General features: G+C 69.3%; 25 protein-coding genes. 11 read left to right on the top strand and 14 right to left on the bottom strand.

All coding sequences use genetic code 11. The features are described from left to right. The first annotated feature begins 37 nt into the window (after positions 1 to 37). From AB0C30_RS18370 to AB0C30_RS18360, 3 genes are all read left to right on the top strand, one after another. Positions 38 to 529 carry a PH domain-containing protein gene (locus AB0C30_RS18370; protein WP_357946335.1) on the top strand — a complete coding sequence of 164 codons (492 nt, stop codon included), beginning with the start codon at positions 38 to 40 and terminating at the stop codon, positions 527 to 529. Then, a complete protein-coding gene (locus AB0C30_RS18365; protein WP_357944984.1) occupies positions 526 to 2121 on the top strand; it encodes a PH domain-containing protein in 1596 nt (531 codons plus the stop codon). Before AB0C30_RS18370 ends, AB0C30_RS18365 begins: the two co-directional genes overlap by 4 nt. Before the next feature lie 95 nt (positions 2122 to 2216). Beyond that, positions 2217 to 2417, top strand: a complete 201-nt coding sequence (locus AB0C30_RS18360; RefSeq protein ID WP_357944981.1) for a hypothetical protein — start codon at positions 2217 to 2219, stop codon at positions 2415 to 2417. Positions 2418 to 2476: 59 nt separating this feature from the next. Here the strand turns inward: AB0C30_RS18360 and AB0C30_RS18355 are convergent, their stop codons facing one another. From AB0C30_RS18355 to AB0C30_RS18345, 3 genes are all read right to left on the bottom strand, one after another. Continuing rightward, positions 2477 to 4009: a hypothetical protein gene (locus AB0C30_RS18355; protein ID WP_357944978.1), complete on the bottom strand. Its 1533-nt coding sequence runs from the start codon at positions 4007 to 4009 to the stop codon at positions 2477 to 2479. A 76-nt stretch (positions 4010 to 4085) separates the two neighbouring features. Continuing rightward, entirely contained in the window at positions 4086 to 5558 is a 1473-nt protein-coding gene (locus tag AB0C30_RS18350; RefSeq protein WP_357944976.1) for a serine/threonine-protein kinase, read from the bottom strand. Continuing rightward, a complete protein-coding gene (locus tag AB0C30_RS18345; RefSeq protein WP_357944973.1) occupies positions 5548 to 7044 on the bottom strand; it encodes a serine/threonine-protein kinase in 1497 nt (498 codons plus the stop codon). The genes AB0C30_RS18350 and AB0C30_RS18345 overlap by 11 nt, the downstream gene beginning before the upstream one ends. Before the next feature lie 86 nt (positions 7045 to 7130). Between AB0C30_RS18345 and AB0C30_RS18340 the strand changes: the two genes are divergently transcribed. After that, complete coding sequence (locus tag AB0C30_RS18340) at positions 7131 to 8831, top strand: DEDD exonuclease domain-containing protein (protein WP_357944970.1); 1701 nt, start codon at positions 7131 to 7133, stop codon at positions 8829 to 8831. 9 nt (positions 8832 to 8840) lie between these two features. Then, on the top strand, positions 8841 to 9128 hold the full coding sequence (locus tag AB0C30_RS18335; protein ID WP_225298448.1) for an Lrp/AsnC ligand binding domain-containing protein: 288 nt from the start codon (positions 8841 to 8843) through the stop codon (positions 9126 to 9128). A 379-nt stretch (positions 9129 to 9507) separates the two neighbouring features. Here the strand turns inward: AB0C30_RS18335 and AB0C30_RS18330 are convergent, their stop codons facing one another. The 4 genes from AB0C30_RS18330 to AB0C30_RS18315 are packed head-to-tail and all read right to left on the bottom strand — an operon-like array spanning position 9508 to position 13743. Continuing rightward, positions 9508 to 11160: a ubiquinol-cytochrome c reductase cytochrome b subunit gene (locus AB0C30_RS18330; protein WP_357944967.1), complete on the bottom strand. Its 1653-nt coding sequence runs from the start codon at positions 11158 to 11160 to the stop codon at positions 9508 to 9510. Beyond that, positions 11157 to 12269 (bottom strand): Rieske 2Fe-2S domain-containing protein, encoded by a 1113-nt coding sequence (locus AB0C30_RS18325; RefSeq protein WP_357944964.1) that lies wholly within the window; start codon positions 12267 to 12269, stop codon positions 11157 to 11159. The genes AB0C30_RS18330 and AB0C30_RS18325 overlap by 4 nt, the downstream gene beginning before the upstream one ends. Continuing rightward, positions 12266 to 13078, bottom strand: a complete 813-nt coding sequence (locus AB0C30_RS18320) for a c-type cytochrome (protein WP_357944962.1) — start codon at positions 13076 to 13078, stop codon at positions 12266 to 12268. Before AB0C30_RS18320 ends, AB0C30_RS18325 begins: the two co-directional genes overlap by 4 nt. A 14-nt stretch (positions 13079 to 13092) precedes the next feature. Continuing rightward, positions 13093 to 13743 (bottom strand): heme-copper oxidase subunit III, encoded by a 651-nt coding sequence (locus tag AB0C30_RS18315; protein ID WP_225298440.1) that lies wholly within the window; start codon positions 13741 to 13743, stop codon positions 13093 to 13095. Positions 13744 to 13940: 197 nt separating this feature from the next. Between AB0C30_RS18315 and AB0C30_RS18310 the strand changes: the two genes are divergently transcribed. Both AB0C30_RS18310 and trpD read left to right on the top strand, forming a co-directional pair. Then, positions 13941 to 14339 (top strand): hypothetical protein, encoded by a 399-nt coding sequence (locus AB0C30_RS18310; RefSeq protein ID WP_357641975.1) that lies wholly within the window; start codon positions 13941 to 13943, stop codon positions 14337 to 14339. Between the two features lie 9 nt (positions 14340 to 14348). Then, positions 14349 to 15395 carry an anthranilate phosphoribosyltransferase gene (gene trpD / locus AB0C30_RS18305; RefSeq protein WP_357944960.1) on the top strand — a complete coding sequence of 349 codons (1047 nt, stop codon included), beginning with the start codon at positions 14349 to 14351 and terminating at the stop codon, positions 15393 to 15395. Between the two features lie 133 nt (positions 15396 to 15528). Here the strand turns inward: trpD and AB0C30_RS18300 are convergent, their stop codons facing one another. The 4 genes from AB0C30_RS18300 to AB0C30_RS18285 all read right to left on the bottom strand — a co-directional run bounded on the left by AB0C30_RS18300 (position 15529) and on the right by AB0C30_RS18285 (position 19819). Continuing rightward, a complete protein-coding gene (locus tag AB0C30_RS18300) occupies positions 15529 to 16812 on the bottom strand; it encodes an Ig-like domain-containing protein (protein ID WP_357944957.1) in 1284 nt (427 codons plus the stop codon). A 141-nt stretch (positions 16813 to 16953) separates the two neighbouring features. Further along, positions 16954 to 17367, bottom strand: coding sequence for a cytochrome c oxidase subunit 4 (locus AB0C30_RS18295; RefSeq protein ID WP_225298434.1), 414 nt, complete (start codon positions 17365 to 17367; stop codon positions 16954 to 16956). Next, the gene (gene ctaD / locus AB0C30_RS18290) at positions 17367 to 19028 is read right to left on the bottom strand and encodes a cytochrome c oxidase subunit I (RefSeq protein ID WP_357944954.1); all 1662 of its coding nucleotides are present in this window, start codon (positions 19026 to 19028) and stop codon (positions 17367 to 17369) included. Before ctaD ends, AB0C30_RS18295 begins: the two co-directional genes overlap by 1 nt. Beyond that, positions 19025 to 19819: a cytochrome c oxidase subunit II gene (locus AB0C30_RS18285; RefSeq protein WP_357944951.1), complete on the bottom strand. Its 795-nt coding sequence runs from the start codon at positions 19817 to 19819 to the stop codon at positions 19025 to 19027. The genes ctaD and AB0C30_RS18285 overlap by 4 nt, the downstream gene beginning before the upstream one ends. Positions 19820 to 19993: 174 nt before the next feature. Between AB0C30_RS18285 and AB0C30_RS18280 the strand changes: the two genes are divergently transcribed. The 3 genes from AB0C30_RS18280 to AB0C30_RS18270 all read left to right on the top strand — a co-directional run bounded on the left by AB0C30_RS18280 (position 19994) and on the right by AB0C30_RS18270 (position 21890). Next, entirely contained in the window at positions 19994 to 21136 is a 1143-nt protein-coding gene (locus AB0C30_RS18280) for a cysteine desulfurase family protein (RefSeq protein ID WP_357944949.1), read from the top strand. After that, positions 21133 to 21378: a sulfurtransferase TusA family protein gene (locus tag AB0C30_RS18275; RefSeq protein WP_225298426.1), complete on the top strand. Its 246-nt coding sequence runs from the start codon at positions 21133 to 21135 to the stop codon at positions 21376 to 21378. The genes AB0C30_RS18280 and AB0C30_RS18275 overlap by 4 nt, the downstream gene beginning before the upstream one ends. Before the next feature lie 80 nt (positions 21379 to 21458). After that, positions 21459 to 21890 carry a CBS domain-containing protein gene (locus AB0C30_RS18270; protein WP_357944947.1) on the top strand — a complete coding sequence of 144 codons (432 nt, stop codon included), beginning with the start codon at positions 21459 to 21461 and terminating at the stop codon, positions 21888 to 21890. Between the two features lie 136 nt (positions 21891 to 22026). On the opposite strand, the gene AB0C30_RS18265 is transcribed toward AB0C30_RS18270, so the two are convergent. Then, positions 22027 to 23013, bottom strand: a complete 987-nt coding sequence (locus AB0C30_RS18265) for a carbohydrate kinase family protein (protein WP_357944945.1) — start codon at positions 23011 to 23013, stop codon at positions 22027 to 22029. A 113-nt stretch (positions 23014 to 23126) separates the two neighbouring features. Beyond that, the gene (locus tag AB0C30_RS18260; RefSeq protein ID WP_357944942.1) at positions 23127 to 23480 is read right to left on the bottom strand and encodes an iron-sulfur cluster assembly accessory protein; all 354 of its coding nucleotides are present in this window, start codon (positions 23478 to 23480) and stop codon (positions 23127 to 23129) included. A 157-nt stretch (positions 23481 to 23637) separates the two neighbouring features. On the opposite strand from AB0C30_RS18260, the gene nadA reads away from it, so the two are divergent. Further along, positions 23638 to 24795, top strand: a complete 1158-nt coding sequence (gene nadA / locus AB0C30_RS18255) for a quinolinate synthase NadA (protein WP_357944940.1) — start codon at positions 23638 to 23640, stop codon at positions 24793 to 24795. Between the two features lie 181 nt (positions 24796 to 24976). Here the strand turns inward: nadA and AB0C30_RS18250 are convergent, their stop codons facing one another. Next, positions 24977 to 25594, bottom strand: a complete 618-nt coding sequence (locus tag AB0C30_RS18250; protein WP_357944938.1) for an SIMPL domain-containing protein — start codon at positions 25592 to 25594, stop codon at positions 24977 to 24979. Between the last annotated feature and the right edge of the window lie 6 nt (positions 25595 to 25600).

The raw sequence follows: 25600 nt of genomic DNA, 5'->3' as shown, positions 1-25600 counted from the left end.
TGAGCACGACTACGCCGCGCGATCAGGTGAGCCGGACGTGAGTACGACGACACTGCGTCCGCCGCGCAACCAGGCCGACAGGCGGGCTATCTCCTGGTGGACGGTCCAGGCGATGATCCTGGCCGTGCCGGTGGCCGCCGCCGCGGTGGCGGCCTACTGGCTGTTCACCGACCGGTCCGCCTGGCTGGGGATCGTGACGGCCGTCTTCGCGGCGGGCTGCCTGCTGCTGGCGGTGGCCGCGCCACGCGCGTACTACCGGGTGGAGCGCTGGGAGGTCACCGGCGAGGCCGTCTACACGCGCAAGGGCTGGCTGACCCACACCTGGCGGGTCGCGCCGATGTCGCGCATCCAAACGGTCGACACCGCGCGGGGGCCGGTGCAGCGGCTGTTCGGGCTGGCGGACGTCACGGTGACCACGGGCTCGGCGGCGGGCGCGATCAAGATCGAGGCGCTGGACCACGAGCTGGCGGCCGAGCTGGCACAGCGGCTCACCGCGATCACCCAGGCGACACCGGGGGACGCGACGTGAGCTGGCGGAAACTCTCCTCACGGAGCCTGGGCGCATCGGCGGTGCTGTCGCTGGCGATCGTGGTGCCCGCGGTGACCGTCCTGGTGCGCACGCTGATCGGGCTCGACTGGTCGCTGGGCGCCACGGTCGCGGCGGGCGCGGGCGCGGCGGCGCTGATCGTGGCCGCGGTCCTGGCGTACGACGGGGCCCGGCTCCGCTCCACCCAGTGGCGGCTCACCACGGAGCGCCTGGAACTGCGCTCGGGCATCGCCGTACGGCAGCACCGCTCGATCCCGCGCGACCGCGTGCGCAGCGTCGACCTCACGGCGGATCCGGTACGGCGGGTGTTCGGGCTGACCGTCGTCAAGGTCGGCACCGGAGAGCATCCGGGCGAGGGGACCGAGCTCACCCTTGACCCGCTGGCCAGGTGGGAGGCCGAGGAGCTGCGCCGTACCCTGCTGCGGACCGGCGAGGTCCCGCTCGGGGACGACCGCGCGCTGGCGGAGCTACGGTGGGCCTGGATCAGGTACGCGCCGCTGTCGGTGTGGTCGTTCGCGGGCGGCGCGCTGGTGCTGGGGGCGCTCTACAAGCTGCTGGACGCGTTCGGCGTGAACCTGTTCACCACTGGGACGGCAGAGGGTGCCTGGGGCTGGGTCACGGGGCAGCCGTGGCTGGCGGTGCCGCTGCTCGTGGCGGCCAACGTGGTGATCGGGGTGGCGGGCGCGCTGCTGCTGTTCGCCGAGTCGTGGGGGCGCTACCGGCTGGAGCGCGAACCGGGGCGGCTACGGCTGCGACGTGGGCTGCTGACCAGCCGGTCGCTGACGCTGGAGGAGCGGCGGCTGCGCGGCGTGGAGATCAGCGAGCCACTGCTGCTGCGGCTGGGCGGCGGCGCGCGGGTCAAGGCCGTCGCCACCGGGCTGCGCAAGGCGGCCGAGAACGAAACGGAGGACGTGGCCGCGCTCACCCCACCACTCCCCCGCCCGGTGGCCGAACAGATCGCCGAACGCGTCATGGGTCTGGGACGGCCCGGAGCGGTGGCCTCGCGGGCGGAGCCGGGGCAGGCCGCGACGTCGCCCGCAGTGGGACCGTGGCGGGCCGGGCTGGTGGCGCATCCTGCGGCGGCCCGGCGCAGGCGCCTCGTCCGCGCGGTCGTCGCCGTCGTGGTGCTGGCCGCGTTGGCCGGGGTGCCGCCGCTCCTCTGGACGTGGCAGGCGGGCTGGATCTGGCCTGCGGCCGTGCTGGTCATCGGGCTCCCGACCGGCCTGTGGCTGGCCGCCGACGCCTACCGGGGGCTCGGCCACGCGCTCGGTCCGCACCACCTGATCACCAGGAAGGGCTCGGCCGCACGGCGTACGGTCGCGCTCGACCGGAGCGGCATCGTCGGCTGGACGATCGAGCAGTCGTTCTTCCAGCGCCGCGCCGGTCTGCTCACGCTCTCGGCGACGACGGCGGCGGGAGACGGGCACTACGACGTGGTCGACGTCGGCACGGGCGAGGGGCTCGACCTGGCGGCACGCGCCGTACCCGGCCTGCTGGAGCCCTTCCTCGCCGGGAAAAGCAGCGAGCCGCGGATCTCCCCCGGCTTGCCCACGCCCCTGTATTGGACAAGCTAGATCACGCGGCTCATTTGCTTTGCGGGGCCCACGCTATTTGCCGCACTTGCAACGCACTTGCAGAGCTGTAACCGTCGCCGTCAAGCTCAGGCCGGGTGGACGATCCACGACGGGAGGATTCGCGGCGGCTCGAAGGGCGGGCTCACCTGCCGAGCCCGCGCCACGCGAGCCGCCAGCGGGCGGCCGGGTGCCTCTGCGGGGAGCTGAGCGGCCCCCAGAGGTCCGGCGCGACGCCGGTCATGCCGGTGACCGTGAGCGAGCTCGCGATGCGCGACAGCGGCCACTGGACGGCCTGAAGCGCCCAGCCAGGCCGGACGCCCACCATCCGGTCGGGCCGGTCGGGCCCGCTGCCCGGTCAGCTGCCGATCGGCTTCTTGGCCAGCTCGGCCAGGTACGTCTTGGCCAGGGACAGCGCCCCGTCACGCGCTTCCTTGTCGGACATCAGCTTGACCTTGGGCGAGTTGACGGGCTCGTCCTTGGGCCGCTCGGCGCCCGAGTAGTCCACCACGATCACCATCGCCCCCTGCCGCAGCAGCACCGTGCCCGTGGAGGCGAACGTCTCGCCGTGCGTGATCCGCACGTACTGGCTGAAGGCCGCCTCTCCCAGGCCCTTGACCTCGGACAGCCCGCTCCACGAGATGCCGCCGATGGTGGAGCCCGCGTTGGCGCCGCGGCTGCCGCGCTGCCCCGTGTAGTAGGCGCGCGCGGCCGGCGCGTCCTCGACGCCGGCCCGGTTGGTGAAGCGGTGCGTGGTGATCAGCGCGCTGCGGATCCGCTTGACGTCGGCGCCCACGGGGATGTCCAGGTTCAGCCACCGGCACTCGGTCTGCGCGTCGTTGCCCACCTCGGTGCCGCGGGCGCGCGGCGTGGGAGTGGGGACCAGCCGGCTGACCGGGTCTTTCATGGCCTGGCAGGCGGCCGGGAAGATGGCGAGGTTCGTGGGCGAGGGCGTCCCCTCGGGCTTGGGCGTGCTGGTGACGGCGGCCTTGTCCGGCTGGGCCAGCACGTTGGGGTGCTGCGCCTTCCAGGCCGCTACGCCCTTGGCGATGTGCCCGAGTACGGTGCTGGCCTCGCGGATCCCGTTGGCCTCGGTGACCGACTGGGTGGTCGCGTTACTGAGGATCTGCGCGTCCTTGCGCTGCTGGTCGGCTTGGTACTTGACCTTGATCGTCATGTCGTCGACGCGGGCGTGGGCCTCGCCGAAGGAGTACCACAGCAGCTTGCCGGAACGGCGCCAGGTGTATTGGGCGAACGCGGCGTCACCGATGCCGGGCACGTCCTTGACCGGGGAGACGTACTCCTTCTCCCCCTTCTTCGGCGTGGGCTTGGCCGTCTCGGCGTACTTGCCGCCGCCGTAGTCGATGTCGTAGGAGTTCTGGGCCATGGTCCGGCCGGTCTTGGCGCCGTCGCCGCGGTGCTGCTCGACGCGGACGTCGATCTCCCGGCTGCGCCAGTATTCGCCGAACGAGATGCGGCGGTTGACCCAGTTGCAGGTGAAGCTGAGCGTGTAGTCGGAGTCGTTGGAGCCCTTGGCCACCGTCGCCTGAGGCACGAGGCGTTCGGCCTCGCTCTTGGGCAGCATCGAGCACACGTCGAGCGCCGGCGCCGCCGCCGAGACGGGCGACTTGACCGGCTTGGCGCCGGTCGAAGGTGTGGAGCGGGCGACCTTCCCGTACACGATGTACGCACCCGCGCCGCCCCCGATCAGCACGACCACCGCGACGGCCACCACGGGCAGGATCCACGACCGCCTGCGCGGCGGAGGCGGAGGCGGGGGCGGCCCCCAGGGCGATCCGGGCGGTCCGGGTGGCATGGTCGGCTGCTCGAACTGCCTGCCCTGGATCGGATAGGGGTTGGTCGGCGGCTCGAACGCGCTACCGGGATTCACGAGGGACTCCTGAGGTTGCCCTGACTTGCGGGGAAACATGCTAGTCACACCACTTGCAAGATGCTTGCGAAGGGCTTCAGTCGCGCAGCGCCGCGGAGACCACGCGGGCGGACTCGATCGCCGTCTCCCTGTCGGCCGGGGAACTCGGCGGAACGTCCTCGCGGCGCAGGATGACCTCGCCCACGAGATTACTCGTACGGAAGAGCAGCGTGGTGTCCGATCGGCCGGATTTGGTGCTGCTCATGTAGAGCTCGTAGGTGTCCTGCACGAACGCCGCCTCGCCCACGCCCGGCACGTCGGCCAGGGGACCGACGGTCTTGCGGAAGACCGTGCCCTTCGCCGCCGCGCGGCTGCCGCGCTCGCTGTCGAACCGCAGCCGGGCCACGGCGGGACCGCTGTAGTCGCCGTCGGGCTGCTCGGCCCTGGTCCGCACGGTGATCGAGCGGACGATCCGGGAGCCGTCGCGCACCTGCCACACGCACTCGCCCGGCCTGGTGCGTTGCCGCTGCACCGCGCCCGTAGACGCCTGCCCGGGATCCTTCAGCAGTTGCCCGGCCTTTGCGTCACCGATCAGCCCGCACGGGTCGGGCGCCGCCGCGTAGCTGCCCGTCTCCTTCGGCCCGTTCAGTACGCTCACGCCGTACCAGCCGCCCACCCCCACCACGGCGACGGCGGCCAGCACGGCGGGCACGAGCCACCATCGGCGAGCACCGGAAGCGGGCACGAGGCGAGCGCCGGAAGCGGGCACGCCGCTCAACCGCTCGCCGACCTGCTCGGCCGACGGCCGGGCCGCGGGGTCCTTGGCCAACATGGCCATCAGCAGCCCGCCGAGCTCGCGCCCCGCCCTGGCCGGGAACGGCGGGTCGTGCAGCAGCACCGCGGCGGCCACCGCGGCCGGCAGGGCGCGCTCGAACGGCGGTCGGCCCTCCACCGCGGTGTAGAGGCTCGCGCCGAGCGACCACAGGTCGGAGGCGGGGCCGGCGGCATGCTCGTTCAGCCGCTCGGGTGCCATGTAGCCGGGCGAGCCCGCCGTGCCCCGCCGATCGCCCCGGCCGCCCATCGGAGTCGCGATGCCGAAGTCGGTGAGCATGGCCGAGCCGTCGGCGTCGAGCATGATGTTGCCCGGCTTGACGTCCTGATGGAGGATGCCGTGCGCGTGCGCCACCCGCAGCGCCGACAGCACCTGCGCCCCGATGCGGGCCACGGCCTGCGGCGGCAGCGGGCCGCGCTCCTCGATGACCTTGTCCAGCGAGCGCCCGGCGACCAGGTCCATGACGATCCACGGCTGGTCGCCGTCGAGCACCACGTCGTGGACGAGCACGATGGCGGGATCGCGCAGCCGCCCCGCGGACCTGGCCTCATGGATCGCCCGATCGGCGAACTCGGCCCGCTGGCGCGGCGTCAGCCCGGCCGGCACCCGCATCTGCTTGACCGCGACCTGCCGGTCGAGCGTCTGGTCGAGCGCCCGCCACACGGTGCCCGCGCCGCCCTCGCCGAGCCGCTCCACCAGGCGGTAACGGCCGGCCAGGAGGTAGAAGTCAGCCTGCACTGCGCAACGCCCGCTCGCTGGCCCGTGCAGCCTTCAGCGCCGACTGCCTGATGTCCTCGTCGGTGGGCTTGGTGGCGAGCGTGGTGTACTCGACGCTCACCACCAGGTTGGCCAGCCGGTAGTAGACGTGGGCGGAGTGCACCCGCCCCGACGGCCCGGCGAGCTCGAAGGCGAAGCCCTCCTCCCCGACGCCGGTGAGGGCGTGGACCGGAGTGCGCTTGGCCTTGAGTGAGTTCTTCACCCCGATCTCCGGCCAGGTCCAGTCGACCTGGTCGTACTTGGCCCAGTAGCGCTGCTGGTTGCCCAGCAGCGTGTGGGCCGTCACCGGAGTCATCGACCAGGGGTCGGCGGTGTCGGAGTCCTTCTGGAGCTGCAGCCCCACGCCGCTGCCCTGAACCGGCCAGCCGCACTTGGGGCCCACCTCGTCGGAGCCGGGCTGTGGCTTGGGCGGCTGCCGGGTGTTCAGCAGCTCGCCGATCTCGGCCTGGGCGAGGAGCGAGCACACGTTCATGGGGACGCTGAAGGCTTCTGGCACCTTGTCCTGATTTTTCGTCACAAAGTAGGTGACGCCGACGGCGATCAGCAGCACCGCCACGGCGGCGGCGATCCAGACGATCGCCTTACCGCGGCGCTTCACCCGGCCGGGCGCGGTGAGATCGTGCTGCGTCGCGAGCCGGACCGTCCGCCCCGCCGCGACCTCTCCGAGCGCGTGCATGGCGGCCCGCGCGTCGAGGCGGGCGGCGGGATGGCGCGCCATCATGGCGGCGAGGACCGGCCCGATCGGGCCGGGCACGACCGGCGGCGGCAGCGTCAGCGTCGCCCTGATCCGCTCGGCCGACGAGCCGCCGTAGGCCGGCCCACCCGCGGCGGCGGTGAACAGCGTGGCGCCCAGCGACCAGATGTCGCTGGCCGAGCCGCCCGGCTCACCCTCCAGCCGCTCGGGCGCGATGAAGCCGGGCGAGCCGATCATCAGCCCCTGCTCCGTCAGCGTCGCCTGCCCCTCCTGCCGGGCGATGCCGAAGTCGGTGAGCACCACCCGGCCGCCGTCGGTGAGGAAGACGTTGCCCGGCTTGACGTCGCGATGCTGCAACCCCTGCGCGTGCGCGGCGGACAGCGCGTCCAGGACGCGCGCCCCGATGTCGGCGACCTGCTCCTGCGGCATCGCCCCGCGCTCCCGGACCGCGTCCGCGAGCGTTCGGCCCCGCAGCAGCTCCATGACCAGCCACGGCCGCTCGTGCTCGACGATGACGTCGTGCAGTGCCACGATGCCCGGATGCCGCAGCCGCGCGGTCGCCTGCGCCTCGCGTACGGCCCGAGTCACGAGGTCGCCGCGCTCCTTGGCGGACAGGCCCTCGGGCAGCGTGAGCTCCTTGACCGCCACCTCACGGTCCAGCATCTCGTCCCTGGCCAGCCATACCCTGCCCATGCCGCCGCTACCGAGCGGCCGCAGCAGTGAGTAGCGGCTGGCGAGTCTTCCCCCGGACATAAACGGAAGGGTAACTAAGGATCAAGCCAGACAGTTATTCGTTCGAAACTGATAACTGTCGGTCTACCTCTCTATGGTCTTGGTTCGTGGATCCGGTTCAAGGCACTCTCGACGAGCTCGGCACTCCGCTGAGCGACGTCACGTTCGTCGTGTTCGACCTCGAGACGACCGGGGGTTCCCCGGCCGATCACATGATCACCGAGATCGGCGCGGTCAAGGTGCGGGCGGGCGAGGTGCTCGGGGAGTTCTCCACGCTGGTCGATCCCGGCGGGCCGATCCCGCCGTTCATCTCCGTGCTGACCGGCATCACCGACGCCATGGTGGTGGCCGCGCCGCGCATCGAGTCGGTGCTGCCGGCATTCCTCGAGTTCATCCGCGGCACGACCCTGGTCGCCCACAACGCGAGCTTCGACACCCGTTTCGTCAAGGCGGCCTGCGCGGCCCACGGCTATCCCCCACCGGCCAACCCGGTCGTCGACACCGTCGACCTGGCCCGCCGCGTGCTGACTCGTGACGAGACGCCCAACGCCAAGCTCGCCACGCTGGCCAGGTTCTTCCGCAGCCCGACCGACCCCTGCCACCGCGCCCTGCAGGACGCCAAGGCCACCGTCCACGTGCTCCACGGGCTGATCGAGCGGGCCGGCTCCTTCCAGGTCCACACGCTCGAAGAGCTCAAGTCCTTCGTCCGCGCCCCCACTCCCGAGCAGCAGCGCAAGCGCCACCTGGCCGAGTCGGTGCCCCACTCCCCCGGCGTCTACCTCTTCGAGGACGAACGCGGCGAGGTCCTCTACATCGGCAAGAGCACCAACCTGCGCAACCGCGTCCGCTCCTACTTCACCGCCAGCGAGACCCGCCCGCGCATCCGCGAGATGATCGGCATCGCCGAGCGGGTCCGCCACATCGTCTGCACCACCGCCCTCGAAGCCGAAGTACGCGAGCTGCGCCTGATCGGCGGCGCCAAACCCCGCTACAACCGCAGGTCGCGCTTCCCGGAGAAGGTCGTCTGGCTCAAGCTGACCGACGAGCCGTTCCCCCGCCTGTCGATCGTGCGCGAGCTCAAGGACGACGGCGCCGCCTACCTCGGTCCCTTCTCCAGCAGCCGCTCGGCCGACGACGCCCGCATCGCCCTGCACGAGGCGGTGCCGCTGCGCCAATGCACGCAGCCGATCAGCCTGCGCACCCACCGAGCGGCCTGCGTCCTCTACGAGATGGGCCGCTGCGGAGCGCCGTGCGAGGGCAGGGAGAGTCAGACCGACTACGCGGTGCACGCCCAGGCCGCCCGCCGGGCCATGACCCTCGACGCCTCGTCCGTCTTCTCCGCGGTGTCGGCCCGTATGGAGCGCCTCTCGGTCGAGCAGCGCTACGAGGAGGCCTCCGTCGACCGTGACCGTCTCGCGGCCTTCGTCCGCACCGCGGCCCGCATGCAGCGCCTCACGGCCATCACCCGCATCCCCCAGCTGGTCGCCGCCAGCCCGGCCTTCGACGGCGGCTGGGACATCCACGTCATCCGCTACGGCCGGCTCAGCGCGGCCGGCGTCATGCCCCGCGGCGCCCACCCCGTCCCCTATGTCGAGTCCCTCGTGGCCATGGCCGAGAGCGTCATCCCCGGCCCCGGGCCCGTCCACGCGGCCAGCGCCGAGGAGACCGAGTGCATCCTGCGCTGGCTGGAGTCACCGGGGGTGCGCCTGGTGGAGGTCGACGGCGAGTGGAGCCTGCCCGCCCACGGCGCCGCCCGCCACAAGGCCCGCATCGACCTCGCCTACCGCGGCCTCGATCAGGGCCGCTAGAGTTGGCCCATGGTCACGGCTATCGTCCACATCAACGCCGAGGTAGACCGGATCCCGGAGGTCGCCCAGACGATCGCCGAGATCGAGGGGGTCAGCGAGGTCTACTCCATCACCGGCGAATACGACCTGCTGGCGATGGTCCGGGTGGCCGCCTACGAGCAGATCGCCGAGGTGATCCCGGGGCGCCTCAACAAGGTGGCCGGTGTGCTCCACACCGAGACCCACATCGCCTTCCGCACCTACTCCAAGCACGATCTCGACGCGGCGTTCTCGATCGGCTTCGGCGAAAGCGACTAGCTCCACTCCTCCGGCCTCGGGCTGAGCGCCGCCGCCTATAGAGGCGCGATCAGTTTTTACGGCAGGCACGGTGAGCCCCAATGCGCGTGCGGGGCTGGGCCCTGTCCAGGGATACGGTCCTGAGGTGTGCGGGGCTGGGCGCCGTGACGAGACGGTGAGACCGTGGCTTCCCACGACCCCTCACCGCATCCGCCACGCACCGCTCACTACGCCCGCCGTGTGCGGCTCGATTACTCGCCGTGCGGCAGCCGCTTGATCACGCCGGACTCGACGCCGTGCGAGAAGTCACCCGCGCGAGAGAACACCGGCCCTGAAGACACCTGACGCCAAAAGAACGGGCCCGGGCGGATGATCCGCCCGGGCCCGAACCGAAGAGAAACTACCGCGTCACGGAGTGGTCGTCGCCGGCTCCGATCGCCGCGTGCTCCTCCTCATGCTCATGCCCATGCCCGTCGCCGAGAGGAATCTTCTCCCCTCCGTACGCCTTGGACATCCGGGCGCGCAGCTTGCCGAGCGGGCCGCGCATCCCCTTCGGCGGGATGCCCGCGCTGTCGGGCGCGGCCGGCAGCATCAGCACCGGCTCCTTGCCCTGGACGTGCGCGGCGATGTCGTCGTCCGCCGGCGTGTGCAGCTCGATGTACTCGCCGTGCGGCAGCCGCTTGATCACACCCGACTCGACGCCGTGCGAGACGACACCCGCGTCGTAGCGCTGCAGGCCGAGGCAGATGCGATACGTGATCAGGTACGCCAGTGCGGGCGCCACGAAGATCAGCACCCGCCCCGCGTACGTGGTCACGTTCAGGCTGATGTGGAAGTTGGCCGAGATCTCGTCGTTGGCGCCGAGCAACCAGAGCACACCGTAGAACGTGATGGCCGTCATGCCGATCGCGGTGCGGTGCGGGTTGTTGCGCGGACGCTCGGCGATGTGGTGCTCGCGCTTGTCGCCCGTGACCCAGCGTTCCAGGAACGGATAGAGCGCCAGGCCCGTCATGATGATGCCCATGGGCACCAGCGCCGGGATGATGACGCTGAGCGGCAGTGTCCCGGCATGGGACGTGCCGAACAGGTTGATCTCCCACGGCACCATGATGCGCAGCGCGCCTTCGAGGAAGCCCATGTAGAAGTCGGGCTGCGAACCGGCCGAAATGTCGGCGGGCGTGTAGGGCCCGAACAGCCAGATCGGGTTGATCTGGGCGAAGGTCGCCAACCCCGCCACCACCGCGAACGTGAACAGGAAGTACGCGCCCGCCTTGGCCATGAAGGCCGGGTAGAACGGCGCTCCCACCACGTTGTGGTTGTTGCGGTTCTTGCCGGGCATCTGGGTGTGCTTCTGCGTCCACATGAGCACCATGTGGGCGGAGACGAGCGCCAGGATGATGCCCGGGATGAGCAGAATGTGCAGTGAGTAGAACCGGGAGATGACATCCTCACCCGGATATTCCCCGCCGAACAGGAAGAACGTGACGTACGTGCCGACCAGCGGCAGCGAGATCGCCACACCCTCGGTGATCCGCAGACCGGCGCCGGACAGCAGGTCGTCAGGCAGGGAGTAGCCGGTCAGGCCCTCGGCGAGCGCCAGCGTCAGCAGCCCGACGCCGATCAGCCAGTTGAGCTCGCGCGGCTTGCGGTAGGCGCCGGTGAAGAACACCCGCAGCGCGTGCACCATCATGCCGGCCACGAACATCAGGGCCGCCCAGTGGTGCATCTGCCGCATGAGCAGACCACCCCGGACGTCGAAGCTGAGCTCCAGCGACGACGCGTAGGCCTGGGACATCATGACGCCCTTGAGCGGGGCGTACGACCCGTCGTAGGCGATCTCCGCCATGCTCGGCTTGAACCAGAACGTCAGGAACGTACCGGTCAGCAGCAGGATGACGAAGGAGTAGAGCGCGATCTCGCCCAGCAGGAACGACCAGTGGTCGGGGAAGACCTTGCGAAAGTTGCGCTTGAGGAAGTTGCCCGCGCCGAGGCGCTCGTCGAGGAAGTTCGACGGGCCGGCGATGGCCTTGGGTACGGTGGTCAGCTCGCTCATGCCTGGCCTCCCTTGGACCTGGCCTCGGCTTCGGCGTCGCCGCGCTCCCAATAGCTGGGACCGGGCGGCACGTTGAAGTCCCCCTCGGCGACGAGGAAACCCTCACCGTCGACCGTGATCGGCAGCTGCGGCAGCGGCCGGGCCGCCGGGCCGAAGATGACCTTCGCTCCGTCGGCGGCGTCGAAGGTCGACTGGTGGCAGGGGCAGAGGATGTGGTGGGTGGTCTGCTCGTAGAGGGCCGCGGGGCAGCCCACGTGCGTGCAGATCTTGGAGTAGGCGACGATCCCGTCGTGGGTCCAGTTCTGGTTGGTCCCGGACTTGATCTCTTCGGGGCGGAACTTGATCAGGATCAGCGTCGCCTTGGCCAGGGCGTTCAGGTCGTGCTGGTAGCCATCGGGCACCACCGACAGGATGCCGCCCGGCGAGTTGAAGTCGGCCGCGCGGATCGGCTGGCCGGTGCCCTCGACGACGAGCCTGCGCGGCTTGCCGTCCTTGGTCTTCTCACCCCAGACCGTGTGCCGCAGCGTCTTGTTGAAGGCGGCGCCGGGCATCTTGGAGTTGTCGAGGTCGCGCAGCAGCACCACCGGGAGCAGGCCCAGCGGCGCGGCCGCGAGCAGCAGCGTGCGGCGCAGCAGCTTGCGCTTGACGAAACCGCTCTCGTTGGCACCCTGAATGAAGGTCTCGGCGACGACCCCCCGCTCCTCCTCGCCGGAGACCATGGGGTGGCGCTCCTGGACCAGGGAGTATTTCGGCATGATCATGCGGACCCAGATCACGATGCCGGAGGCCAGCCCCAGCAGCGCGATCGTCAGCGTGCCGCCGAGCGCCAGGTTGGACACGCCGGTGCTCTCCGGGCTGCCGACCTGGAAGTAGACGTACGAGATGATGAACGCGATGGCCGCGAGGAACGTGATCGTGAAGCAGAGCGCCACGATCTTCTCGGCCTTGCGCGCCTTCTGCTCGTCCTGCAGCGTGACGCCCGGGATCTCTACCTCGACGTCCTCGCGTTCGGGGGCGCCGAGCATCGAGGTGCCCGGCGCGGGGGTGCCGATGACGCGCCGTGGGACGCGCTCGTCCGGCTGCTCGATCTCATGCTCGTTGTCTGTCATGACTTCTGTCGCTTCTTCGCGGTGATCCAGATGGCGGCGAGGGCGAGGGCGCTGAGGCCCGCTATCCAAGCTACGAGACCTTCGGTGACCGGGCCAATACGCCCGAGGCCAAAACCTCCCGGGTCCTTCTGCTCGCGAACATTGGTGATGTAGGCGATCATGCTGCGCTTCTCTTCAGGCGTGATCGTCGAGTCGTTGAAGACCGGCATCGCCTGCGGGCCGGTGATCATGGCCTCGTAGATCTGCGTGGGAGACGCCTGGTTCAGGTTGGGGGCGTATTTGCCCTGCGTCAGCGCGCCGCCCGCGCCGGCCCAGTTGTGGCACTGGATGCAGTTGGCGCGGAACAGCTCACCGCCCTTGCCCGCGTCGCCGAGCTTGGCGTCGACCTGCTCCTTGCCGGGCACCTGCGGGCCGCCGCCGAGCGACTGCACGTAGGCGCCGAGCTTGCGGATCGAGTCCGGGTTGACCCACTTGCTCTCCGGCTTGCGCGGCGCCTGGGCGCCGGAGTCGGCCGCGGGCATGCGGCCGGTGCTCACCTGGAAGTCGACGGCCGCGGCCCCGACGCCGATGAGCGTGGGAGCCTTCCCGCTGATGCCCTGCGCGTTGAGCCCGTGGCAGCTGGAGCAGTGCAGCTCGAACAGGGCCTTGCCCTCGGCCACGTCGTCGACCCTGCCTGACGCGAGGGCCGCGTCAGCAGGCTTACCCACCTGAACAAAGGCGGTGTATGCCATCCCGACCAGCGCCAACGCGAAAATCAGGACGGCGTATCTCGCGAGGGGATGCCGCCGCCAAGCGGTGATCCTAGTCACAGAGATCCCGTTCCTTAACGAATAATGTAGATGGTCGCGAAAAGACCGATCCAGACGACGTCGACGAAGTGCCAGTAGTAGGACACGACGATGGCGCTGGTGGCCTGCTCATGCGTGAAGCGCTTCGCGGCGTACGTCCGTCCCAGCATGAAGAGGAACGCGATCAGGCCACCCGTTACGTGCAGGCCGTGGAAGCCCGTCGTCAGGTAGAACACCGAGGTGAAGGCGTTCGCGGACAGGGTCGCGCCCTCCTTCGCCAGCTCGCCGTACTCGTACAGCTGACCGGCGACGAAGACCGCGCCCATCAGGAAGCTCACGAGATACCAGAAGCGGAGCTTGCCGACCTGCCCCTTCTCCGCGGCCCATACGCCCAGCTGGCACGTCACACTCGACAGGACCAGGATGATCGTGTTGACCGTCGCGAACGGGATGTTCAGGTGAGCGCCTTCGGCTTCCACGCCCTTCTGCAGGAGCGCGGGGCCCCACTCGAGGCCGTTGCCCTCGCTCACCGACCGGATGGTGAAGTACATCGCGAACAGCGCCGCGAAGAACATGAGCTCAGAGGACAGCCAGACGATCGTACCGACGCTGACCAGATTGGGTCTGCGGTACGGCTGTGCTGTCGTCGTCGAAGTTATTGCGGATGCTGTCGCCACGGGCAGCATTATTGCGGCTTCTGTGGGCGGTCCCGCGCACGACCCCCCCGTAAGCAGGAACAAACATGCCCGTAACCTCAAAAAATGGGGACAAAACGCCCGCCAGAGACGGCGGCCTGGGATTGCGGGCCGGGGCACCGGTACGATCCCAGGTGACCATACAGCTACGACCGATAGTGAGCGCGACCGTGAGCACCGACGACACGATGAGGGTCCTCGTCTACAGCGACGACGCCGCCACCCGTGAAGAGGTTCGGCTGGCGATCGGCCGGCGACCCGCCGCCGATGTCCCCCTCGTGGAGATCGTGGAGTGCGCCACCGAGCCCAAGGTTCACCAGTGGCTGGGCTCCGGCGAGATCGACGTGGCCATCCTCGACGGCGAGACCCAGCCCGCCGGCGGCATGGGCGTCTCGCGCCAGGCCAAGGACGAGGTCTACGACTGCCCGCCCGTCTGCCTGATCATCGCCCGGCGCGACGACCGCTGGCTGGCCGACTGGTCCAAGGCCGACGCCGTGGTCCCGCAGCCGCTGGAGCCCATGGTCCTGGCCGACACCGTCGCCGACCTGATGCGCCGCCGCGCCTCGACCCGACTCAACGCGAAGTAGGTGCCCGCCGTGGATGCCCGGACGACCTGGCCCGCCCTGCTCTCGGCTCTCCTGTCGGGTGAGCATCTGACCGCCGATGAGACCTCCTGGGCGATGCGGGAGATCATGTCCGGCTCCGCGACGTCGGCCCAGATCGCCGGGTTCGCGGTCGCGCTGCGGGCCAAGGGCGAGACGGTGGCCGAGGTCGTGGGCCTGGCCCGCACCATGCTGGAGCTGGCCACCCCGCTCGACGTCGAGGGCCCGGTCGTCGACGTCGTCGGCACCGGCGGCGACCGCGCCCACACGGTCAACGTCTCGACGATGGCCGCCATCGTGGCCGCCGGCGCGGGCGCCCGCGTGGTCAAGCACGGCAACCGCGCCGCCTCCTCCTCGTGCGGCGCCGCCGACGTGCTGGAGCACCTGGGCATCCGCCTCGACCTGACGCCCGAGCAGACGGCCCTCGTCGCCCGCGAGGCGGGCATCGCCTTCTGCTTCGCCCCGGTCTACCACCCCGCGCTGCGCTTCGCCGGGCCGCCGCGCAAGGAGATCGGCGTCCCGACGGTCTTCAACTTCCTCGGCCCGCTCACCAACCCGGCCCGCCCCGCCGCCCAGGCCATCGGTGTCTTCGACAAGAACATGCTGCCGGTCCTCGCGGGCGTCTTCGCCGAGCGCGGCGTCTCCGCCCTGGTCTTCCGCGGCGACGACGGCCTCGACGAGCTCACGATCGCCACGACCTCCACGGTCTGGATCGTCAAGGAAGGCGCCGCCACCCAGACCGTCTTCGACCCCTCCGTTCTCGGCATCCCCCGGGCCGACGCGGGCGCCCTCAAGGGCGGCGACGTCGACTTCAACGCTCAGGCGGTCCATGACCTCCTGCGCGGCAAGACGGGCCCGGTGCGCGACGCCGTGCTGCTCAACGCGGCAGCGGCCCTGGTGGCGCTGGACGGACCCGGCGACGACCTCGACGCGGCGATGATCGACGGCTACGCGCGCGCCGTCCAGGCCGTCGACTCCGGCCGCGCCGCCGCCGCCCTGGACCGCTGGATAGAGACCAGCCGCTCCCTCAGCCCGGCTTGACCCCATCGGGACCTGGCGACCGCAGGACGCTCAAGAGGGCTCCCACGAGGACCCCAGGGACGGACAGAGGGCCTCAGCCGTAGCGCCTTGCACGGGCCTTCCGCGATAAGAGCTCTCAGCGGTTAAGGAGTGTTCAGCGGTTGAGGAGCATGGTGGGGGCGGCCTTGAGTGAGCTCCACTTGAGCCACTCCCGCCAGCTCTCCTGCCAGTGCCCCCACCCGTTGGTCGGCTCCAGCACCCGGGGCGAGCCCGTGATGATGATCGGGTCCCCGATCAGTGTGTTCTTGAGGAACCAGGCCGCGTTCTCCGGGCTGACGTTCACGCACCCGTGGCTCACGTTGGCGTAGCCCTGCGAGCCGACCGACCACGGCGCGCTGTGGATGTACTCGCCGCTGTTGGAGATGCGCACGGTGTCGTAGACGGTCAGCTGGTAGTAGCCCGCCGAGCCGGGCCCGATGCCGGGTGAGGTCATGACGGTCACCGGCTCCCTGGACATGGCCAGGTGGATGCCGGAGGTCGTGTAGTACTTCCAGTCGCCGCCCTGGCCGGCGCTCATCGGCATGGTGCGGATCGTCTTGCCGTCGCGGCGGACCGTCAGCACGTGGACGTCGGTGCTGCCCTTGGTGATCTGTGAGCGGCCGATCTTGAAGTCGAAGGCGAAGTCGCGCTTGCCGTACACGCCCTCGGCCCCGCGTACGCCGGCCAGGTGGGCCTCCATGCGGACGTTGGTGTGGGCCGGCCAGTAGTGCAGCGGCCGGAAGTCCACGTGCCGGTCGTCGAACCAGTGCCAGGCTCCCTCGACCGGCTTCGAGCTGTGGATGACGAGATTGCGCTCGACCGCCACCCGGTCGGTGATCGGCTGGTCGAACGTGACCATGACCGGCATGCCGACGCCGACCGTCAGACCGGTGTCGTAGCGGTTCGGCGTCACCGTCTCGATGTCGAAGGTCTTGGTCGCCTTGACCGTCGAGAACGTGCTGGTGCTCTCGATCGGCTTGCCGTCGGCTCCGGCGGCGAGCGTGGTGATCGTGTACGTGGTGCCCGGCCTGGCGGTACGGGTGCTGCGCCAGGCAGTGCCGTCGGCGCTGAGCACGCCCGGCAGTTCGCCCGCCTTGCCGCCGCCCTGGATCCGGACGCTCTTGAGGGTGCCGGACTGCGCGGTGACGACCACGGTCTGGTCCGTCGGGATATTTCCGGCTTTGTTGAGTGGATTCACCACCACGGTGGCCGCCACAGGCGGCTTCGCGACCCCGTCACCGACCGCGGCGGTCTGACCGGCCGCGGCCCCGGCAGCCGGACCCCCGGTGGCGGCACCGGTCGCCCCGGCGCTTCCGGAAGGGTCGGTCTGGGTCCCAGAACACGATGTCAGCAGGGCCAGGGCCAGCAGCCCGGCGGATCCATGAGCCAAGCGCCCCACGTGCACTCCCCCGTCCGAGATCGATCCATTCCCCTCACTTGTTACCCTGAGTGCTTGATTCGTCACATCCGTGTACCGGCAAAGAACAACAAAAAGCGGGCGTCCTCTCCCAGAAGAGGACACCCGCCGAAAGTCTCGCGGTCAGTGCGAGAAGTTACCCCGGTAGTACTGGAACACGAATCCGATCATGGCCATGATGATCAGGAACACGCCGATCAGGAACATCCAGAACCCGATCACGAACCCGGCGAACGCGAACGCCGCCGCCAGGCAGAGGAACAGCGGCCACCAGCTGCTCGGGCTGAAGAACCCGATCTCACCGGCGCCGTCGCTGATCTCGGCCTGCTTGTTGTCCTCGGGCTGGTCGCCGATGCGCCGCGCCGTGAACATCAGGTAGTAGCCGATCATGAACGCGAAGCCGACCGAGATGGCCATGGCCGTGGTGCCGACCGGCTCCCCGTGCCCGGTGTCCGCCTTGGTCCAGAACCAGTAAGCGACGTCCACGCCGGCGAAGAACAGGCCGCACAGCAGGAACAGCCAACCCTGTACCTTCATCAGGCCTCGACCTCCTGGGGCGTCTTGGCGGACACGTGCGGGTAGTGCAGGTCGAACGCGGGACGCTCGGACCGGATCCGCGGCAGCATGGTGAAGTTGTGCCGCGGCGGCGGGCAGGAGGTCGCCCATTCGAGCGAGTTGCCGTAGCCCCACGGGTCGTCGACCGTGACCTTGGGCGCGCTGCGCGCGGTCTTCCAGACGTTGTAGAAGAACGGCAGCACCGACAGGCCGAGCACGAAGGCGCCGACCGACGAGATGAGGTTCAGGTCGGTGAAGCCGTCGGCCGGGCTGTAGTCGGCGTAGCGGCGCGGGAAGCCGACGACGCCGAGCCAGTGCTGGATCAGGAACGTCGCGTGGAAGCCGATGAACAGCAGCCAGAACTGCAGCTTGCCGAGCTTGTCGTCGAGCATCTTGCCGGTGAACTTGGGCCACCAGAAGTAGAAGCCGGCGAACATCGCGAACACCACCGTGCCGAACACCACGTAGTGGAAGTGGGCCACGACGAAGTAGGTGTCGCTGATCTGGAAGTCGAGCGGCGGCGAGGCCAGGATGACGCCGGTCAGGCCGCCCAGCAGGAAGGTGATCAGGAAGCCGATCGAGAACAGCATCGGCGACTCGAACGTGAGGTGCCCACGCCACATCGTGCCGATCCAGTTGAAGAACTTCACGCCCGTCGGCACCGCGATGAGGAACGTCATGAACGAGAAGAACGGCAGCAACACCTGCCCGGTCGGGAACATGTGGTGCGCCCAGACCGTGATCGACAGGCCGGCGATCGAGATCGTCGCGGCCACGAGGCTGATGTAGCCGAAGATCGGCTTGCGGCTGAACACCGGGAAGATCTCACTCACGATGCCGAAGAACGGCAGCGCGATGATGTAGACCTCCGGATGGCCGAAGAACCAGAACAGGTGCTGCCACAGCAGCGCCCCTCCGTTCTCCGGCGTGAAGATGTGGGTGCCGAGCTTGCGGTCGGCCTCCAGGGCCAGCAGCGCGGCGGCCAGCACCGGGAAGGCCATCAGCACGAGCATGCTGGTCAGCAGGATGTTCCAGGTGAAGATCGGCATGCGGAACATCGTCATGCCCGGCGCGCGCATGCAGATGATCGTGGTGATGAAGTTGACCGAGCCGAGGATCGTCCCCAGGCCCGACAGCGCCAGACCCATGATCCACAGGTCACCGCCCATGCCCGGCGAGCTGATCGCGGTCGACAGCGGCGTGTAGGCGAACCACCCGAAGGAGGCGGCGCCGTTGGGCGTGAAGAAGCCCGACACCGCGATGATGCTGCCGAACAGGTAGAGCCAGTAGCTCACCATGTTCAGCCGGGGGAAGGCCACGTCCGGCGCGCCGATCTGCAGCGGCATCAGCTCGTTGGCGAACCCGGCGAACAGCGGCGTCGCGAACATCAGCAGCATGATCGTGCCGTGCATGGTGAACAGCTGGTTGAACTGCTCGTTGCTGGTGAACTGCAGCCCCGGCTGCGCCAGCTCGGCCCGCATGATCAGCGCCATGACGCCGCCGATCAGGAAGAAGGCGAACGACGTGATCAGATAGAGGTGACCGATGATCTTGTGGTCGGTGCTGGACAGCCACTTCACGACCACCGCGCCCTTGGAGGCGCGCCTCGGGGTCGTCGAGATTGGCTCTTGGATGGCGGTCACTGAGCGCTCCCAGCCTGAGTCGCGATGTACTGGTCGTACTCAGCCTGCTTGACGAGCTTCACCGAGAAGAGCATGCGGCTGTGGTCGACGCCGCACAGCTCGGCGCAACGGCCCGCGTAGACGCCGGGCTTGTCGAGCGTGGTGATCTCGAAGAAGCGGCCCTTGTTGTCCTTGGGCAGCCCCGGGATGACGTCACGCTTGAACAGGAACGCCGGCACCCAGAAGGAGTGGATGACGTCGGGCGACTCCAGCTCGAACTCCACCTTCTTGCCCACGGGCAGCACGAGCTGCGGGCCCGACTTGTAGTCGCTCACAGGCTGGCCCACGACCGGCTTCAACGTCTTGCCGTTGATCGTCGTGGTGAACCGCCAGCTCCACTGGAACGCCTCCACCTTGACCTTGACGTCAGGGTGGCCGGAGAGCACCTGCAGATCCCGGCTGTCGCGCGCGGTGAAGAAGAAGAACACCGACACCATCACCAGCGGGATCAAGGTGTAGAGCATCTCGATCGGCAGGTTGTAACGGACCTGCGGCGGGAGCTCGGCCTTGGCCTTGCGCTTCACATGGAACACACACGCCCAGATGATCAGGACGATGACCACGGCGCCCGTGGCGAGTGCGGCGACCCAGGCCCCGTTCCAAAGATTCTGGACGATGTCGCCCTGGCTGGTGATGTGCTCAGGAAGCAGACCCTTGGACCAATCGGCCTTGGGAACGTCATTAGCACATGCCGTAGCGGAGGCCAGCAGCAACGCCAAAGCGGCGGCTCGCGGCACTCTGCGCCGGGCCAACGAACGCCGTGTCGAACGGCGAGTCGGACTCACGGATCGCCTACCCCACAGATGAAGCCCAGGAGTCCTCCTGGGCGCTCGTATGTCTAAAAGCACAGCTGATTGCAGACACATTAGCGTGCAAGAGCCCCGCCCTCCCGCGCGCCCCCTCGATGGCGTACGGCAAGTGGGACGATGGGTCTCGTGGCGTACTTTGACGCGGCCTCGACCGAGCCGCTCCATCCCCAGGCCCGCGAGGCGCTCCTGGCGGCGATCGATGTCGGCTGGGCCGACCCCGCGAGGTTGTACGGCCAGGCCCGCCGTGCGCACCTGCTGCTGGAGCAGGCCCGTACGGAAGTGGCCGAGGCGCTCGGCGCGCGCCCGGACGAGGTGTCGTTCACCTCTTCGGGCACACAGGCCGTGCATCTCGGCGTGCTCGGCACCCTACACGGCAGGCGGAGGGCCGGGCGGCATCTGGTGACCAGCGCGGTCGAGCACTCCAGCGTGCTGCACGCCGCCAGCCTGCACGAACGCGGCGGCGGTACGGTGGAGATCGTGGGGGTGGATCTGCGCGGACGCGTCGACCCGGCCGCCTTCAAGGCCGCCGTCGCCAGGCCCGACACGGGCCTGGCCTGCCTGCAGACGGCCAACCACGAGGTCGGCACGCTCCAGCCGGTGGCGGAGGTGGCCGCGGCCTGCCGGGAGCACGGCGTCCCGCTGCTGGTCGACGCCGCGCAGACGGCCGGTCGGCTGCCGATTCCGGAGGGCTGGTCGGTGCTGACGGCCAGCGCCCACAAGTGGGGCGGTCCCGCCGGGGTGGGCGTGCTGGTGGTGCGCAAGGGCACGCGGTTCAGGTCGTTCCTGCCGGAGGACGAGCGCGAGCGGCGCCGGGTCCCCGGGTTCGAGAACGTACCGGGCATCGTCGCCGCCGCGGCCGCGCTGCGCGCGATGAGCGCCGAGGCGGCGCGCGAACGTTCCCGGCTCTCCGCGCTCGTCGACAAGATCAGGCGGACCGTGCCGGAGATCGTGCCCGACGTGGAGGTGATCGGCGATCCGGTCGAGCGGGCGCCCCACATCGTGACCTTCTCCTGCCTCTATGTCGACGGGGAGGTCCTGCTCACCGAGCTGGACAAGGCCGGATTCGCAGTATCGTCCGGGAGTTCGTGCACCGCTAGTACGCTTCGTCCATCGCACGTTCTGGAAGCCATGGGCGTGCTCACGCATGGGAATGTCCGGGTGTCATTGCCCAGGGGCGCTTCCGCGGCCGAGGTCGACAGGTTCCTCGCCGTGCTGCCCGATGTGGTGCACCGAATCCGGCAGGACGCAGGAGTCGCATGACCGAGGTTATTCAGCCGGCGTTGACGATCGACGCGCTCGGGAAGAAGTGCCCGATCCCGATCATCATGCTCGCCGAGCAGATCAACTACGTCCCGCTCAACGCCGTGATAGCCGTCCTTGCCGACGATCCGGCCGCGTTCACGGACGTCCCCGCGTGGTGCCGCCTGAAGTCCCACCGCCACGTGGGCTCCTACGAGCTGCCGCAGGGCGGCTGGTCCATCCACGTACGCCGCAATTACTGATATTTCGTACGTACGGCGCAGAGCACCCCAAAGTGGGTAGGAAGCCCCTCGGGTCAGACCATCGACTTCTGGGGGAAGACATGACGGATGGACATTCACATCGGACCGCGCGCGACCTGATGAGCCAAGGCGCGGAGTGCATCCCCGCCCACGAGACGCTCGATCGGGCCGCGCAAATGATGCGTGACAGCCATGTCGGGGCACTGCCGGTCTGCGTGGACGACCGCGTGACCGGGATCATCACCGACCGCGACATCGTGATCAAGTGCGTGGCCGAGGGCCGTGCCCCGTCGGCCATGCGGGCGGGCGACCTGGTGGTCGGGCTGGTCTCGGTGCCGGCCGACGCCACGGTCGAGGAGGCCCTCCAGCTCATGGAGGAGCACCAGATCAAGCGGCTGCCGGTGATGGCGGACATGCGGATCGTCGGCATGATCACCGAGGCCGACCTGGCCAGGCACCTGCCCGACGACCAGCTGGTCGAGTTCGTCCACCGGGTGTACATGGACGCCTGACCACCTGCCGCATCGCGGGCCGCGCACGCCCTGCGATGTCGCGGGCCGCGTACAGGGCGCGTCTTCGCGGGGGAACGCACCACCCCGCCGCACTGACCGTGCGGCGGGGCGCTCCGCGTGGGGAGGCGGTGGCGGGTCAGGCGTGGTGGCAGCGGACGAGGTCCGCGATCTCCTCGGCGGCCCCGGCCCCGTAGGCGGCGCCGAAGCGCTCCAGGAAGGCCTTCTGCCCGAGCTCGTACTCCTGGCCGCCGACCCGCTCCAGCACGTGCGTGGCGGTCAGGTTGCCGAGCTGGCCGCAGCGCTCCAGCGGCAGGCCCCAGGCCAGACCGGACAGGAAGCCGGCGCGGAAGGCGTCGCCGACGCCGGTCGGGTCGGCCTTGCCCTGCTCCGGCGCGGGAGCGACCTGGATGGACGGCTCGCCCGCGCGGTCGATGACGGCGCCCTTGGGGCCGAGCGTGGTGACGCGGACGCCCACCCGGTCGAGGATCTCGGCGTCGGACCAGCCGGTCTTCTGCTCGATGAGCCCCTTCTCGTAGTCGTTGGAGAACAGGTAGGCGGCGCCGTCGACGAGGTCACGGATCTGCTCGTCGCCCATGCGCGCGAGCTGCTGCGAGGGGTCGGCGGCGAACGGGATGCCACGCTGGCGGCACTCGTCGGTGTGGCGCAGCATGGCGTCGGGGTCGTTGGGGCTGATGAGCACCAGGTCGAGCCCGCCCACGCGGTCGGAGACGGGCCGCAGCTCGATGAGCCGCGCCTCGGCCATCGCGCCGGTGTAGAACGAGGCGATCTGGTTGTGATGCTCGTCCGTGGTGCACAGGAAGCGGGCCGTGTGATGGTTCTCGGAGACGTGCACGGAATCGCAGTCCACGCCGTGGCGCTCCAGCCAGGAGCGGTAGTCGGCGAAGTCCGAGCCGACCGCGCCCACGAGAATCGGCTTGAGCCCCAGGCAGCCCATGCCGAAGGCGATGTTCGCCGCGCACCCGCCGCGACGTATCTGCAGGTCGTCCACCAAGAAGGAGAGCGACACCCGATCGAGCTGCTCGGCGATGAGCTGATCGCCGAAGCTTCCTGGGAAGGTCATCAGGTGGTCGGTCGCGATGGAGCCGGTGACGGCGATGCGCACGGGATTCTTCTTCCTCGTTGTCGGCAAGCCAATGAACCAAACGAGGATACGCGAGTAAGGATACGCGAAGGTCCCGCGTCGCACGGATGCGAGCGGGACCTTGGACGCATCGACTAGTTGAACGAGTCGCCACAGGCACAGGAGCCGGTGGCGTTGGGGTTGTCGATGGTGAAGCCCTGCTTCTCGATCGTGTCGACGAAGTCGATGGAGGCGCCCAGCAGGTAAGGGGCGCTCATCCTGTCGGTGACCACGCTCACGCCGCCGAAGTCGGACACGACATCGCCGTCCATCGAACGGTCGTCGAAGAAGAGCTGGTAGCGCAGACCGGAGCAGCCACCCGGCTGCACGGCCACGCGCAGCTGCAGGCCCTCTTCGCCCTGCTGCTCAAGCAGGGCCTTGACCTTGGCGGCGGCCGCGTCAGTCAGGATCAGGCCCTGCGTCGTGGTCTCGCTGCTCTCAACCGTCATCTGCTGACTCCCTAACCCGGCTGTCTGTTTACGACGTCCTACTTAGACGCTACCAACACATCCCCTGTGCTACACATTCCCAGCCCTCCGGACCCCCGGAATAAGCGCTACGGGCGATATGTCATGATGAGTATCGTCAGTTCGACGATAAGGGGGTATGGCCATGGCCACCCAGACTGGGCTGCCGCTCTTCGTACTCGGCCGGGACGCCGATCCGCACAGCGAGAAGGGGGTCGACTGTCCTGGTGAGCTGCCACCGGCCTCCGATCCGGACCTGGTGGAGCGGGCGCGCAAGGCCAAGGAGGCGCTCGGTGACCGTTTGTTCGTGCTGGGTCACCACTATCAGCGTGACGAGGTCATCCAGTTCGCCGACGTCACCGGCGACTCCTTCAAACTCGCGCAGCAGGCCGCGGCCAGGCCGGAGGCGGAGTTCATCGTCTTCTGCGGCGTGCACTTCATGGCCGAGTCCGCCGACATCCTGACCGGCCAGGAGCAGAAGGTGATCCTGCCCGACCTGGCGGCGGGCTGCTCGATGGCGGACATGGCCACCTTCGACCAGGTCGAGGAGTGCTGGGAGTCGCTGGAGGACGCCGGTCTCGCCGATCAGGTGATTCCCGTCACGTACATGAACTCCAGCGCCGACATCAAGGCCTTCTGCGGCCGCAACGGCGGCGCGGTCTGCACCTCCTCCAATGCCAAGAGGGCCCTTGATTGGGCCTTTGAGCAGGGAGAGAAGGTGCTGTTCCTGCCCGACCAGCATCTGGGCCGCAACACCGCGGTGCTGGAGATGGGCATGTCGCTGGACGACTGCGTCGTCTGGAACCCCCACCGCCCGAACGGCGGCCTCACCCGCGAGCAGCTCGACCGCGCCAAGATGATCCTGTGGAAGGGCCACTGCTCGGTGCACGGCCGTTTCACGGCCGAGTCGGTCGATGACGTACGGCGGCGCATCCCGGGCGTCAACGTGCTCGTGCACCCGGAGTGCAAGCACGAGGTGGTGCTCAAGGCCGACCACGTCGGCTCGACCGAGCACATCATCAAGACGCTGGAGGCGGCTCCGGCGGGTTCGAGCTGGGCGATCGGCACCGAGCTGAACCTGGTCAAGCGGCTCGCCACGCAGTTCCCCGACAAGAACGTCTCGTTCCTGGACAGGACGGTCTGCTACTGCTCGACGATGAACCGGATCGACCTGCCGCACCTGGTGTGGGCGCTGGAGTCACTGGCGCTCGGGGAGGTCGTCAACCAGATCACGGTCGACGCCGACACCACCCACTGGGCCAAGGTCGCCCTGGACCGCATGCTGGCCCTCCCCTAACGCCGGGGCTCCCCTGCCACGACGGACCGCCCTTATCCGCTCCCCCGCAGGGGGTAATCCCTCAAAGGACCCCAGCCCACAACGGACCGCTTCTTTCCCACCCCGGCAGGGGAACCCCCCGAAGGGACCCCAGCCACAACGGACCGTCGCAGGGATCGAGACGGTCGCGCGACGAACCCCACTAATCACCGAAGGCGTACACAACCCGGACGCCAACCGACAAGGTCTGGCGTCCGGGGCTGATCGACGCCTTCTCCTCCGCCGCCAGCGCGGCGAACGCCATCGGCTGCGGCCCGCCCACCGACTCCTCGGTCACCGAGACGACCCCGCCCAGCGGGCGCCCGGCGAGTTCGGCGTACTGGGCGGCCTTGGCGGCGGCGTCACGGAACGCCCGTGTCCTCGCCTGCGCCAGGGCCCCGCTGGGGTCGGACAGCTCGAACGAGACGCCGTTCAGCCGCGCCTCCTCCCCCACCGCCGCCACGGTGTCGATCACCCGGTCGGCCCGCGACAGGTCGCGGACCAGCGCCTCGACGCCCTGCGCGGCTCTGTATGCGGCCACCTTGGGATAGACCTCGTACTCGGGACCAAGGGACAACTCGCTGGTACGCAGGTCCTCCGGGGCGATGCCGGCCCCCGTCAGCGCCTCTGTGAGCCGGACGGCGGCGGCCCTGACGGCGGCGAAGGCTTCGGCGGCCGCGGTCCTGCGCACCTCCACGCCCGCGTTCAGGCGCATGACGTCAGGCGCGGCCGAGACCGCCCCCTCGCCGGCGACGGCGATCTGCTCGTGCTCCGTTTCCACGCGCAC

The organism is Nonomuraea sp. NPDC048901 (assembly GCF_040649695.1).
In the GTDB taxonomy this organism is placed as follows: domain Bacteria; phylum Actinomycetota; class Actinomycetes; order Streptosporangiales; family Streptosporangiaceae; genus Nonomuraea.
This window is presented reverse-complemented; position numbering and strand designations above follow the sequence as displayed.

What these genes read in the sequence shown, in the direction of transcription:
- nadA (WP_357944940.1), top strand. Translation starts at nt 23,638, where the DNA reads ATGGCCATGGCCACCCAGACTGGGCTGCCGCTCTTCGTACTCGGCCGG.
- AB0C30_RS18275 (WP_225298426.1), top strand. Translation starts at nt 21,133, where the DNA reads ATGACCGAGGTTATTCAGCCGGCGTTGACGATCGACGCGCTCGGGAAG.
- AB0C30_RS18345 (WP_357944973.1), bottom strand. Translation starts at nt 7,044, where the DNA reads ATGTCCGGGGGAAGACTCGCCAGCCGCTACTCACTGCTGCGGCCGCTC.
- AB0C30_RS18280 (WP_357944949.1), top strand. Translation starts at nt 19,994, where the DNA reads ATGGGTCTCGTGGCGTACTTTGACGCGGCCTCGACCGAGCCGCTCCAT.
- AB0C30_RS18295 (WP_225298434.1), bottom strand. Translation starts at nt 17,367, where the DNA reads ATGAAGGTACAGGGTTGGCTGTTCCTGCTGTGCGGCCTGTTCTTCGCC.
- AB0C30_RS18270 (WP_357944947.1), top strand. Translation starts at nt 21,459, where the DNA reads ATGACGGATGGACATTCACATCGGACCGCGCGCGACCTGATGAGCCAA.
- AB0C30_RS18335 (WP_225298448.1), top strand. Translation starts at nt 8,841, where the DNA reads ATGGTCACGGCTATCGTCCACATCAACGCCGAGGTAGACCGGATCCCG.
- AB0C30_RS18260 (WP_357944942.1), bottom strand. Translation starts at nt 23,480, where the DNA reads ATGACGGTTGAGAGCAGCGAGACCACGACGCAGGGCCTGATCCTGACT.
- AB0C30_RS18315 (WP_225298440.1), bottom strand. Translation starts at nt 13,743, where the DNA reads ATGCTGCCCGTGGCGACAGCATCCGCAATAACTTCGACGACGACAGCA.
- AB0C30_RS18330 (WP_357944967.1), bottom strand. Translation starts at nt 11,160, where the DNA reads ATGAGCGAGCTGACCACCGTACCCAAGGCCATCGCCGGCCCGTCGAAC.
- AB0C30_RS18325 (WP_357944964.1), bottom strand. Translation starts at nt 12,269, where the DNA reads ATGACAGACAACGAGCATGAGATCGAGCAGCCGGACGAGCGCGTCCCA.
- AB0C30_RS18310 (WP_357641975.1), top strand. Translation starts at nt 13,941, where the DNA reads ATGAGGGTCCTCGTCTACAGCGACGACGCCGCCACCCGTGAAGAGGTT.